Genomic DNA, 13,137 nt, shown 5'->3' with positions numbered 1-13,137 from the left:
GTAAAGAATGAAAATTATGAAACGAATTACATTATTATATGCATTGGCAGCTACTCTTATGGTTTGCTCGGGCTGCTCTGATTTTTTGGAAGAACACAATCGTAGTGCGGTTACTACCGAAGGTGGTTATTATGATACTGAGAAAGGTTTTGAGTCTTTGATTAACTCTTGTTATACTCCCTTGCGTTTTTGGGGTGGAAAGTCTGCTGCTATGGCATTCAGTGAAACGGGAACGGATATATTGGCTCCGGGCGGTGGTTGTGATTATCCCGCCATTGTTTCTTATCAGAATGATTTTGATGGGACCAATCCTATCAGTAAAGAGTATTATGACCGTTTTTACAAAGCGATCAACTTTTGTAATACAGCCATCTATCATGTAAAGAATGTTCCGTTCAGTGATAAGACACTTACCAGCAAACGAGAAGCAGAGGTGCGTTTCCTACGGGCGTATTATTATTGGATTCTGGTGGAAACATTTGGGGATACTTATTATACGGATCAGCCATCGGAGTCTATTGTTATGGCACCTAGGAAAACCTCGGTGGCAGAGATTTATACTCATATTTTTGAAGATTTGGATTTCTGTATGGATAGCCGGTTATCTGTTGCGCAAGCTGATGGAGGGCGTGTTACCATGTGGGCTGCCAAAGCCTTGAAGGCTCGTTTGCTATTGACTAGAGCAAGTGAATTGAATGATAAAGCATTGTATGAACAAGCCTATACTTTGGCAAAAGAAGTGATTGATAATGGTCCTTTCGAGTTATCAAAGGATTTTGCCTCAGTATTTGATATGGAAAATTCTGATGGAAATGGCAATAAAGAAGTGATTTGGTATATTGATTATTCTTCTACCAATCAGTTGTATAATCAGGAGATGGATAATGATATAATTCGTTCAGGCGGTAACCATACTCATTTGATTTTCTGTATGAAATATGATGACCAGCCCGGTATGGTCAGAAGCATAGAATATGGTCGTCCTTTTAATCACTATATGCCGACGCGTTATTTGCTGGATTGTTATGACGAGAATATAGACCAACGTTTTGAAGTGACTTTCCGTTCGTTATGGAAGGCTAATGGAGGAAAAACCGGAGATAACTACCCTTATATGGTACAAGGGGATACTGCTATATGGATAACAAAAGATGTTGTTCCTCAGGTAAAGCGTCAGTGGGCCAAAGGACGTTATCAGATACTTGATCGGACAGATATTTATCATGAAGATGGTTCTGTAAAAAGTCAGAAACAATGTATGCCTATCTCTAAATTTGAAGACCCTACTCGTGCTACGGTGAACGAGGATCGTGGAACACGGGATGCTTTTATAATCCGTGTGGCAGAAATGTATTTAATTGTGGCGGAAGCAGGAGCAAAAGCCGGCAAAGCAGATGCGTTGGCTTATATGAATATTCTTCGTGCCCAAAGAGCTAAGGCTGGCAAAGAGGAGGCTATGAAAGTTGCTCAAAGTGACATTGAGGATATTGATTTCATATTGGATGAACGTGCTCGGGAATTGGTCGGAGAACAATTGCGCTGGTTTGATTTGAAACGAATGGGAAGTGAAATATTTATCCGCCGGATAAAATCCGGAAATCCTGATGCCGGTAAAAATGTGAAAGCTTATCATATGTTGCGTCCATTTCCGCAAACTTTATTAGACGCCATAACGAATAAAGATGAATTTTTACAAAATGAGGGATATAAATAGGCTTGTAGGAAATAGGGTGAAAAGGTAGTTAGGAAAAATGGCAGCTGTTGGTTCTTATACCAAAGTTGCCGTTTTTTTCTATTTTAACCTTGTATTTTATGTCTAATTGGCAATTTATCTTAGGAGGAAATCTACATTTGGTTATCTTTGTACTTGTTTGATAAATCGATGTAAAATGAGAAACACAATAAAGTTAAAATACATATGGTGTACTTTGTTTTTACTTCTTCATTGGGGTTTTGTCAAAGCACAGCCTATTTGTGTTGCACGCCAATATACAGTGAGAGACGGATTGATTCAAAGTAATCCGGCGCAGATTCTTCAAAGTCATAATGGTTTTATATGGGTCAGTACTTGGAATGGGGTAAGCCGGTTTGATGGACGCGATTTCGAAACTTTTCAGTTTGATTCTCTTTTGAACCAGCACATGCAGCGGCTGGAGAATACGGCCGACGGCAATTTATGGATGATTGCATACGATCGTCATAGCCTGTATTTATATGATATTCGTGAAAATAAGCTGATCAATGTTCTGAAACAGTATGAACAACATTTTAATACTCCGTTGCAAATAGAAAATTTGTATCCTTTATTCAAAGGGATTACTTGGGTTACTTTAAATAATGGAGGATGTTTCAGAATTTCAGATAAAGAGTGTACTGTTTCTTCAGGGATTCAGTATATTACAGCTATTGATGATGTGGAACTGGGGAAAGTCAGTAGGGTCTTTGAAGATAAACAGGGAGAGGAATGGGTATTTAGTGACAAGGGAGTTAGCATATTTGGCAAGCGGACCATTAGTTCATATCCCTTTTCTATGTTCGAAACAATGGATAATCTTGTTTTTCTTGCATCACAGAATGGCAGGCTAGCCTATTATGATGTAAATACCATGCAATTCAACATCGTTCCTTTTCAAGAGAAGATTCAGCATATAAACGGAATTAAAGTGTTGAAAGATAATCAGCTGGCTGTTTTGTCTGATAAAGGTTTGTACCTATGCCGTTTCCCTGAACTGGCGATGGAGAAATATGATTTCTCTCTTCCGGGGCATGATGATGCGGCTGTGAGAAAAGTCTACCAGGATTCTAAAGGATTTCTATGGATATTTACCGGATTGCCGGGAATTATCCGGCTTGATCCGGAAACCGGAGTGAAACAATATTTGAATACTCCTTCCGGATACATGGCTTCTTCTCCGGAAAATGAACTCTTTATTTATGAAGATCCTAACGGAGTGGTTTGGACTATTCCTTATAAAGGTATATTCAGTTATTATGACGAAAAGAGCCGGGAGCTAAAAGTCTATTTTACACCGGGAAGGAATCATATACCTTATTCTCCTATTATTAAAACAACTTATGTTGACAAACAAAATAATTTGTGGATCAAATCCCAGCGCTCATTTATAAAAATGTTCTTTCCGCCCAGTCCCTATACTTATAGGGAGTTGGACAATTATTTTGATACAAAATCATTTCTGTTTGATAGCGACGAACATTTATGGATTGCAACAAAGAAAGGGATTATACGTATTATGGATTCACAGAAAAACTTGTTGGGTTATTTGTCGCCTGATGGGGAACTGGCTCAAACGGAAACAGTTTTTGCAGAAGGTGGAATCTATGTCATGCTGAAGGATCAGGCGCAGACAATATGGCTTGGCAGTAAGGAAAACGGATTGTTCAGACTTGTTCCTCGGAATCGTCCTTATCATTATGAGGTATATCATTATATGAATAATCCGTCGGATCCTTATTCCATCAGTGACAATAAAATATCATGCATTGATGAGGATCATAACGGACGTATTTGGATTGGTACTTACGGTGGCGGATTGAATTTGGTTGAGGAAAAGGAAGATGGGGCGATACGTTTTATTCATGCGGAGAATAAATTGTCCGGTTTTCCTATTAATCGTACCAACAGTATTCGTTGTATGGTGGAGGGACCCGGTCATACTATGCTGGTGGGTACTATAGAAGGTTTGATCACTTTTTCTTCTGATTTTTCGGATTACGAAAATATTCGTTTTTATCTTAACCTTCCTCGTCCGCAGGCGACTGACGGATTGTGTAGTGCTGATGTGATGTCTGTTTTACGAACGACGGATGAAACTATCTATTGTTATTGTTATGGAGGTGGCCTTTGTAAGTTGGTTTCGTCAAATTTATTATCTGATGAACTTCGGTTCCGGTCGTTCGGCAAAGAGACATCTCCGTTGGCTAGAGCCTTGATTGAAGATAAAAATCATAATATATGGATCGGCTCGGAAACGGATATCACTCTGTTTGATGTGCACGATCAGACTTTTGAGTCTTTTGGAGAAACTTTTTTCAATCGCTCTTTTAATTATAGTGAATGTCTTCCGGTTACAGACAGGCAAGGGGATATCTTAATGGGTACAGAAGGCGGTATGCTTGTCTTTTCTCCGGATAGTATCGTTAAGCAGACTTATGAAGCTCCTATTGTAGTGACAGGTATAAAATATTCGGAGGATAATTTGTCTCATGTATTGAGTGATGCGGATTATTTAGAGATCCCTACCCGGCGGAGGAATTTTACCATCTCATTTGCTGCGTTGGATTATACTAATTCCTTGGATATCGAGTATGCTTATAAGTTGGATGATAATCAATGGTATTATATAGGTAAGAAGAACTCGGTTAGTTTTGTAAGTCTTCCGGCAGGAAAATATCAATTTCAGATAAAGGCGACCAATGGGGATGGTATTTGGATGAACACTGTGAAAACGGTTACTTTACAGGTATTACCCATCTTTTGGGAAACCGGTTGGGCTAAGGCTTTTTATCTAGTTGTTGTCTTGGTGATATCTTTAGCTATCGGATATGTTTTTTTCTATATTTACTATTTGAAGCATAAGGTAAATATGGAACAAAGATTGGCGGAAATAAAAGTACGTTCTTTTATTGATATCTCACATGAACTACGTACTCCTTTAACCCTTATATCCGGTCCGGTATCCGAAGTGTTGTCCCAGGAGCCTTTGACTTCCCGGACCCGGCATCATCTTCAATTGGTTCAGAAAAATATCAATCGTATGTTATTGCTCATTAATCAAGTATTGGATTTCAGAAAGATACAGAATAAAAAAATGGGCTTGACTATTGAATACCGGGATATCATTATCATGCTTCATAATATAATGGATAATTTCCGGTTGTTGGCAACAGAAAAAAATATAAATTTTTCTCTTCAGACAACGTTGCCTTCTGTTTTTTTGTGGATAGATAGTGATAAGTTCGAGAAAATTATCTTTAACTTGCTTTCCAATGCCTTTAAGTATACACCGGATAACAAGTCGATTACCTTGATTGTGATGGAAAGCGGACAGTTTGTTTCGATTGCCGTAAAAGATGAAGGTATTGGCATCTCTAAAGATAAAGTGCCATCCATATTTGAACGTTTCACTACAGTGTCCAAGGAAAATGACATGCAGCCTTCATCGGGTATAGGGCTTTCGCTGGTGAATGAGTTGGTTAAAATGCTGCATGGGGAAATTCAGGTCGAAAGTGAAGTAAAGAAAGGAAGTGTATTCAAACTGGTTTTGCATAAAGGAAAAGAAATATATGCTCAGGATAAAAATGTTGAATATATATTGAACGACACTTCGGAAGAACAGGAAACGGTCTTGGCGGAACCGGAACAAAATGATAAAATATCTTTGCCGGACATGCCTCCGGCAACAAAAGAAACTTTAGTAAAAGTGATGGTAGTGGAGGATAATGCGGAGTTGCGTCAATTTATATGTGAAATATTGTCGGGCACTTACCGTGTTGTTGGAGTTGCCGACGGGGTGATGGCATTGGAAAAGATAGAAGAGGAAATTCCGGATTTTATTATTACGGATATTATGATGCCGCGTATGGATGGTATTGAATTGATAAGGCACATCAAGGAGAATGTCAATACCTGTGATATCCCTCTTATTATCCTTTCTGCAAAATCGTCTGTTGAGGATCGTATTCAATGTTTACAATTAGGGATTGATGATTATATACCTAAACCTTTCAGCAGCGATTATTTAAAATCGAGAATTGAGAACTTGATCAGGCAAAGAAAAGTGCTTCAGTCGGCTTTTTTGTCAAAGTATGGTGCTCAACCGAAGAAAGAACCTTTAGAAGCCGTCGCTTATCCTGTGTCGCAAATTGTTCCTTTGGATGAGTTGTTTATGCAGAAGCTGGTAGGATTTATGGAAGAGAATTACAGTAATCCAGGGCTGCGGGTGAATGATCTGGCAGAGTTCATGAATATGAGCCGCTCTGTATTCAATCGGAAAGTGAATGGTATCATGGGGATTTCTCCGATAGAATATATAAAGAATTATAGGTTGAATAAAGCGAAAAGTTTTATACAAAGTGGTATGTCTTTCTCTGAGGTCGCTTTTGCCGTCGGCTTCTCTGATCCCGGTTACTTTGGCAAGGCGTTTAAAAAAGCATTTAATCAGACTTTGACTGAGTATAAAAATAATAACTAAGTTCCGTTTTGTGCTGTTTATGAAGGTAAATAGCAAGAAAATACCTTATTGACGTAAGATTTTACCTTTGGCTTTCAAGGGTAAAATCTATCTTTGTGCTCATTGACACAGTATGAAAATGTTCCGGAAAACTTTTATGAGTATAATTTTTAAAACATGATAGGATGAGTACAAAATTTTATGTAATAGCTGTTTGGACGCTGTTAAGTTTTGTGGTAAAAGTAAATGCACAAGACAAAGTGGAATGTTGGGACCGGTTTGAGTTGAGTTTTAAACAGGTGACCAAAGGGAATCCTTTTGATATACGTCTTTCCGCTACTTTCGTTTGTGGAAAGGAAAAGAAAACGGTGGAAGGATTTTATGATGGTGAGAATACTTATAGGATACGGTTTATGCCTGCTGTCGCCGGGGAATGGAGGTATGTTACATCTTCCAGTATAGGGGCTATGAATGGTCGGAAAGGTACATTCACAGTGATACCTGCCGGAAAAGATAATCATGGCATGGTATTGGTGGACGGAGAACATAATTTTAAATATGCGGACGGTACCCGTTATTATCCGATGGGTACGACGGCCTATGCATGGACACATATGAAGGAAACGACTCAGGAGGCTACTTTGAAATCGTTTGGTGAAGCCGGTTTTAATAAGGTAAGGATGTGTGTGTTTCCTAAAAACTATTCTTTAGTGAAAGACGAGCCTGCGCTTTATCCTTTTGAAATAGAGAAGACGATAAAAGATAAGGAAGGAAATGAAAGGAAAGAATGGGACTTTGACAGATTTGACCCGGCTTTTTTTCAGCATTTGGAGAAACGGATAGACCAACTGAACCGTTTGGGGATTGAGGCGGATTTGATCCTTTTCCATCCTTATGATAAGGGAAGATGGGGCTTTGATGCTATGTCGAATGAGGTGAATGTACGTTATATTAAATATATTACTGCTCGTTTGGCTTCTTTTAGAAATGTATGGTGGTCTATGGCAAACGAGTGGGATTATGTAAAAGCGAAAACTGTGGACGATTGGAAGCTGTTGACGAAAACTGTGGTTGAGAATGATCCTTATCGCCATTTATGTTCTATTCATGGAGCGACGGCTACTTATTTTGATTATTGGATGCCTGAATTTACCCATGTCAGCATACAGGATGAGGCACCGGTACTGAGTTCTACCGCTTCTGCTACTTTAAGAAAAATTTATCGCAAACCGGTTATATGTGATGAGGTTGGGTATGAAGGGAATCTACCTTATCGTTGGGGAAGGTTAAGTCCGCAGCAGATGACTTGCTTTATTTTGAATGGTTTGTTGGGTGGAATTTATGTCACTCACGGTGAATGTTATCAGCAGGGGAACGAACCTATCTTTTGGGCGCAAGGGGGATCTTTAAAAGGTGAAAGCTGGAAACGTGTGAAATTTTTAAGAACGATTATTGAAGCTGCTCCCCATCCGTTGGAGATGGCAGATATCAGTCGTGACTTGGTTACTTCTACTGCTGGACCAGATTATTATCTGGTCAATATGGGAAAAGATGTGAAAGGTTTCTGGACTTTTAATCTGCCGGTAAAAAATGCGGATTATAACAAATTGCAAAAGAATAAACGGTTTAAAGTGGAGATTATTGATGTGTGGGCCATGACTGTCACGGAATATCCTGTGATATTTGAAACAACGGAGGAATTGGATTATCGTGTTTTTGATATACATCATCGGGGAGTAAGAATTCCGGATGCTCCTTATATTGTTCTTAGAATAACAGAAGTGAAATGATGGGATAAGCCTTCTGACGGGAGATGATTGATTTTTTTTATCATAAAAAAGGCTAATAGTTTTCGATTCTTTTTGTTTTAGCTTAAATTTGCGGTATAATTAACTCCCTAGATACACTAAAATGTTAAATACAGTAGAAGAAGGATTGGAAGATATTCGCCAAGGCAAAGTATTGATCGTTGTTGATGACGAAGATCGTGAAAACGAAGGCGATTTTATCGTTTCAGGAGAAAAGATTACTCCTGAAATTGTAAATTTTATGATTACTCATGGCAGAGGGTTGTTATGTGCTCCTCTGCCACGTTCACGTTGTGAAGAACTTTGTCTGGCTCCGATGGCAGAAGAAAACACTTCATTGCTAGGTACACCGTTTACTATGTCGGTAGATTTAAGAGGGTATGGCTGTACTACGGGAGTTTCTGCTTTCGACCGTTCGTCAACAATAAAAGCTTTGGTGGCAGGAAATCTGAATCCTTCCGAGTTTGCTCGTCCCGGACACGTTTTCCCTCTATATGGTGCGGAAAATGGGGTCTTGGAGCGTAATGGACATACCGAAGCCACACTGGATATGACAAGAATGGCAGGTTTGAAACCCGGAGGAGCTCTTGTTGAAATTTTGAATGAAGATGGTACAATGGCGCGTCTTCCCCAACTAGGTGAGATTGCAGCAAAATTCGGTTTGAAAATTGTTTCCATTAAGGATATTCAGGAATATCGTAAAAAACATAACCTCTAAATCTAATAAATATGGCACTCAATCAAAGAAGAGTAAAGATATTGCATCTGATTCGTGAAGACGGGCATGCAAAAGTTCAGGACCTTAGTAAAATTTTCAATGTGACGGATGTAACGATCCGTCAGGATTTGGAAGCCTTGGAACAAATGGGGTATATCCAAAGAGAGCATGGAGGTGCGTTTCTGAAAGGAGTAGGGTCGTTTGCCAAGACCGGGCAATTGTTCAATCAGACTCATTTGGAGGAAAAGAAAGAAATCGCTCAGAAAGCTATTCAGTTTATTCAGGAGGGGGACAGTATAATTCTTGATTCCGGTTCTACAACTACAGAGATCGCAAAGCTTTTAATGAATTATAAGGACCTGACAGTCATTACCAATGCTTTGAATATAGCTTTGATTTTAGGTGAGAATCATGGTATTAATCTGATTGTTACCGGAGGTGAGTTCAAGGCTCCTACACTTTCTTTGACAGGAAAAATGGCGGCCGATTCATTTAAAGATATACGCGCTAATAAATTGTTTCTGGCTACGGCCGGTATTTCTTCGGATATGAAGCTGACTTATCCTAGTCTAAGTGATTTGGTCGTGAAATCTGCTATGATAGAGTCTGCCAGTAAAGTGTATCTGGTGGCTGATTGTTCAAAAATAGGTGTCAGTGCTTTTGCTAGTTTAGGCTCGGTTTCATTAGCAAATGCTATTATTACAGATAGTACTATAACCGAAGAGGATTTTGAAAGATTAAAAGAATTAGAGGTCGAAGTTATCTGATTCTTACTGAAACAAAGGTAATATGGGTGATTGAGAATGTTGGAAAATACATTCTTGATCACCTTTTTTATCAACTTTGATTTTACTTCCTTATTTCTCCTTATTGTTTGCTTCTTTTTTTTTATAACAGTTCTGTTGGGTACAAAATAGACAATCGGATAGTCTTGTTTATATAGAGATATAACTTTGTTAGCAGAATAAATTAATTGTCCTGATTTATAGATTATATAGGTGTTTATTGTTAATATAATCAAATTTATTTTCATTTTATTTCGTTTTGTATTGAATATTTCCAGTTAAATTCCGTTATTTGCGAAATGATAAGAAAGTAAATGATAATAATATGCAAGTTGAAACGTTAGAATTACAATCGGAAAAGAATCGGAAACGGTTGGTTGAGATTGTGTATAAAGCAAAAGCAGGACACATTGGAGGTGATCTGTCGTGTCTTAACGTGCTTACAGCACTTTATTTTGATATAATGCGTGTTTGGCCGGATAAACCAAAGGAAACGAAAAGAGATCGTTTTGTAATGAGCAAAGGGCATTGCGTAGAAGCGTTATATGTTACGCTGGAAGCAAAAGGTTTCATCTCTCGTGAGGTAACCGACACATTAGGAGAATTCGGATCTATCTTGTCCGGCCATCCTACTATAGAGGTACCGGGTATTGAAGTAAATACAGGAGCTTTAGGGCATGGCTTGTCTGTAGGTGTCGGAATGGCGATGGCTGCCAAAATGGATAAAGCTGATTATAAAACGTATGTATTGATGGGAGATGGTGAGCAAGGGGAAGGTTCTATATATGAAGCTGCTATGGCAGGAAACCAGTATAAATTGGATAATCTGGTAGCCATTATTGACCGTAATCGTTTGCAGATCAGCGGTACAACCGAGGAGGTCATGTCATTGGAGAGTATGCGCGACCGCTGGACTGCCTTCGGTTGGGATGTATTGGAAATGAACGGAGATGAGATGGAAGATATCATCCGGACTTTCCGTTCTATTGATTATACGAATAAAAAGCCTCATTTGCTTATCTCCCATACTACAAAAGGAAAAGGAGTGTCTTATATGGAAGGCATTGCAAAATGGCATCATGGCGTGCCTACAGCCGAACAATATGAAGAGGCTGTTCGCGAGGTATCCGAAAGAATTGAAAAACTAGAAAAAGAAAACAATGGCAAATAATATGATAGCGTGCAGAAAGAGCTTTACAGATACGTTGCTGGAGTTGGCGCGTCAGGATAAAGATATTGTGGCGGTTACAACAGACGCCAGAGGATCTGTTACTTTGGGGGATTTTGCAAAAGAATTACCTGCACAGTTTGTAGAATGTGGAATAGCCGAACAGGATGCGGTAGGAATATCAGCAGGTTTGGCACATAGCGGAAAAAAAGTGTTTGTATGTGGCCCGGCTTGCTTTTACGTGGCACGTAGCTTGGAGCAGGTGAAGGTCGATTTGGCTTATAGTCAGAATAATGTGAAGATACTCGGAGTAAGCGGTGGAGTTGCTTATGGTGCTTTGGGGGCTACTCATCATAGCCTGCATGATATTGCCGTATTAAGAACTTTTCCGGGAATGAATATCGTTCTTCCTTGTGATGCCCGTCAGACACGCAAGTTGGTCAAACTATTGGTAGATTACCCTGAACCGGTATATGTGCGTGTAGGAAGGGCTGCCGTTCCCGATGTGTATGAGAATGATGATTTTGAATTTGTTCTGGGAAAAGCCAATACGTTGCTGGACGGTACGGATCTGACTATCATTGCCGCCGGAGAAACGGTTTATCATGCTTATCAGGCCGGCTTGATGCTGCGTGAGAAAGGCATTCAGGCACGTGTGCTGGATATGTCTTCCATCAAGCCTGTTGATGTGGAAGCCATCAGGAAAGCGGCGGAAGAAACCGGACGAATTATCACCGTAGAAGAACACAGCCGGTTTGGCGGCTTGGGAGCTATTGTAGTTGAGACGCTTTCTGAAAATCCGGTTCCGGTACGCATTATCGGCATCCCCGATGAGAACGTGGTTCATGGAAACTCCCATGAAATCTTTGCCCATTACGGATTGGATAAAGAGGGCATCTGCAAGACTGCCCTTGAATTCGTGAAAAAATAAACATATCCTTTTTAAATCTAATAGTATGATTAGCAGAATAATTACCATAGATCAAAGTACTTCGGCAACAAAAGCCATGCTGTTCTCTGAAGATTGCGAATTGTTGCATCGGGTAAATATAGAACATCAGCAATTCTACCCGCAGATAGGATGGGTAGAGCATGATGCCGAAGAAATCTATAAAAATACCATAGAAGCGATACATTGTCTGCTTGAACAAGAAGAAGTGAATGGAAAGGATATTTCTTATTCTCTTGCCATCACCAATCAGCGCGAAACGGTGGTTGTTTGGAACCGACATACCGGCAAGTCCGTTTATCATGCCGTGGTATGGCAATGCCAGCGGGGAGCGGCTATTTGCAAAGAACTGAAAGATAAGGGATACAGCGAACTGGTACAACGAAAGACCGGATTGCTTATCGATCCTTATTTTTCTGCCAGTGGTGCTAAGTGGATATTGGATAACGTGGAAAATGCACGTGAACTGGCAGAAAAAGGCGATTTGTTGATGGGAACTATTGATTCCTGGCTGATTTGGAAATTGACCGAAGGCAGGAAGCATCTGACTGATTATACGAATGCGTCGCGTACCATGCTTTTTAATATTCATACTTTGGACTGGGATGAAGAGTTGTTGAAACTCTTCACTATTCCCCGGAATATGATGCCGGAAGCGTTGCCCTGTGATGCTGTTTTTGGAGAAACAACGATAGAGGGTTTGTTCAAATCTCCGATACAAATAGCAGGTGTTTTAGGTGATTCCCATGGAGCATTAACCGGTCAGATGTGTTTTGAGGCAGGTATGGGCAAGGTGACTTATGGAACGGGATCATCTGTTATGGTTAACATTGGAGAAGAGGCTGTCGCTGCTCCTGAAGGGCTGGTTACATCCGTCGGATTCTCGGCTTTGGGTAAAGTGTATTATGCTTTTGAGGGCAATATCCATTGCACCGGAGCCACTATCAAATGGATGGTGGAGAAATTGGGATTGGTGGACTCGTTCAATCAAATTGAAACCTTGGCGACTTCGGTGAAAAATAATGATGGAGTCTATCTGGTTCCCGCCTTTACCGGATTGGGAGCTCCCTGGTGGAAACCGGATGCTAAAGCTGCCATCTGGGGAATGACACTGAATGCTGGAAAAGCGCATGTGCTGCGTGCAGGATTGGAATCCATTGCTTATCAAGTGAAGGATTTGATAGACATGATGACCCGGCAGGCAGGAATCGAGCTGAAAGCGTTGCGTGTTGACGGAGGCCCCACGAAGAATCAGTTCCTGATGCAGTTTCAGGCTGATATGCTGCATGCCGTCATTAACCGTTCGGAGATAGAGGAAGCTTCTGCATTGGGGGCTGTTGTCATGAATGGCTTTGCCCGTAAGAAGTGGGCCAGTTTCCAAGAAGCCGCTGCCATGCGTACCATTGACAATTGCATCGCTCCCTGTATGGAGGAAAAAGAACTTCAATCTTTGTATAGTGGCTGGCGTGAGGCTGTTAAGAAAGTAATAGGACAGAATAACTAACTGAATATATCGTA

General features: G+C 40.2%; 8 protein-coding genes. All 8 read left to right on the top strand.

The window, feature by feature from the left end; translation table 11 throughout:
• The first annotated feature begins 16 nt into the window (after window positions 1-16).
• The 8 genes from BVU_RS01860 to BVU_RS01825 all read left to right on the top strand — a co-directional run bounded on the left by BVU_RS01860 (window position 17) and on the right by BVU_RS01825 (window position 13,123).
• Window positions 17-1,714 (top strand): RagB/SusD family nutrient uptake outer membrane protein, encoded by a 1,698-nt coding sequence (locus tag BVU_RS01860; protein ID WP_011964724.1) that lies wholly within the window; start codon window positions 17-19, stop codon window positions 1,712-1,714.
• A 175-nt stretch (window positions 1,715-1,889) separates the two neighbouring features.
• Entirely contained in the window at window positions 1,890-6,212 is a 4,323-nt protein-coding gene (locus BVU_RS01855; RefSeq protein ID WP_011964723.1) for a hybrid sensor histidine kinase/response regulator transcription factor, read from the top strand.
• 164 nt (window positions 6,213-6,376) lie between these two features.
• Window positions 6,377-7,981 carry a DUF5060 domain-containing protein gene (locus BVU_RS01850; protein ID WP_011964722.1) on the top strand — a complete coding sequence of 535 codons (1,605 nt, stop codon included), beginning with the start codon at window positions 6,377-6,379 and terminating at the stop codon, window positions 7,979-7,981.
• A 121-nt stretch (window positions 7,982-8,102) separates the two neighbouring features.
• Window positions 8,103-8,717 (top strand): 3,4-dihydroxy-2-butanone-4-phosphate synthase, encoded by a 615-nt coding sequence (ribB, locus tag BVU_RS01845; protein WP_005842361.1) that lies wholly within the window; start codon window positions 8,103-8,105, stop codon window positions 8,715-8,717.
• Window positions 8,718-8,728: 11 nt separating this feature from the next.
• Complete coding sequence (locus BVU_RS01840; RefSeq protein ID WP_005842359.1) at window positions 8,729-9,484, top strand: DeoR/GlpR family DNA-binding transcription regulator; 756 nt, start codon at window positions 8,729-8,731, stop codon at window positions 9,482-9,484.
• Between the two features lie 343 nt (window positions 9,485-9,827).
• Window positions 9,828-10,673, top strand: a complete 846-nt coding sequence (locus tag BVU_RS01835) for a transketolase (RefSeq protein WP_011964721.1) — start codon at window positions 9,828-9,830, stop codon at window positions 10,671-10,673.
• On the top strand, window positions 10,663-11,601 hold the full coding sequence (locus tag BVU_RS01830) for a transketolase family protein (RefSeq protein WP_005842354.1): 939 nt from the start codon (window positions 10,663-10,665) through the stop codon (window positions 11,599-11,601). The genes BVU_RS01835 and BVU_RS01830 overlap by 11 nt, the downstream gene beginning before the upstream one ends.
• Before the next feature lie 25 nt (window positions 11,602-11,626).
• Window positions 11,627-13,123 carry an FGGY-family carbohydrate kinase gene (locus tag BVU_RS01825; RefSeq protein WP_005842351.1) on the top strand — a complete coding sequence of 499 codons (1,497 nt, stop codon included), beginning with the start codon at window positions 11,627-11,629 and terminating at the stop codon, window positions 13,121-13,123.
• The last annotated feature ends 14 nt before the right edge of the window (window positions 13,124-13,137 follow it).

Source organism: Phocaeicola vulgatus ATCC 8482 (genome assembly GCF_000012825.1).
Classification (GTDB): domain Bacteria; phylum Bacteroidota; class Bacteroidia; order Bacteroidales; family Bacteroidaceae; genus Phocaeicola; species Phocaeicola vulgatus.
Note: the sequence above shows the minus strand (reverse complement) of the source record. Positions and strands in the feature narration are given on the sequence as shown.

Coding starts and splice junctions, on each gene's coding strand:
- BVU_RS01840 (WP_005842359.1), top strand. CDS start 8,729: ATGGCACTCAATCAAAGAAGAGTAAAGATATTGCATCTGATTCGTGAA.
- BVU_RS01830 (WP_005842354.1), top strand. CDS start 10,663: ATGGCAAATAATATGATAGCGTGCAGAAAGAGCTTTACAGATACGTTG.
- BVU_RS01860 (WP_011964724.1), top strand. CDS start 17: ATGAAACGAATTACATTATTATATGCATTGGCAGCTACTCTTATGGTT.
- ribB (WP_005842361.1), top strand. CDS start 8,103: ATGTTAAATACAGTAGAAGAAGGATTGGAAGATATTCGCCAAGGCAAA.
- BVU_RS01850 (WP_011964722.1), top strand. CDS start 6,377: ATGAGTACAAAATTTTATGTAATAGCTGTTTGGACGCTGTTAAGTTTT.
- BVU_RS01835 (WP_011964721.1), top strand. CDS start 9,828: ATGCAAGTTGAAACGTTAGAATTACAATCGGAAAAGAATCGGAAACGG.
- BVU_RS01855 (WP_011964723.1), top strand. CDS start 1,890: ATGAGAAACACAATAAAGTTAAAATACATATGGTGTACTTTGTTTTTA.
- BVU_RS01825 (WP_005842351.1), top strand. CDS start 11,627: ATGATTAGCAGAATAATTACCATAGATCAAAGTACTTCGGCAACAAAA.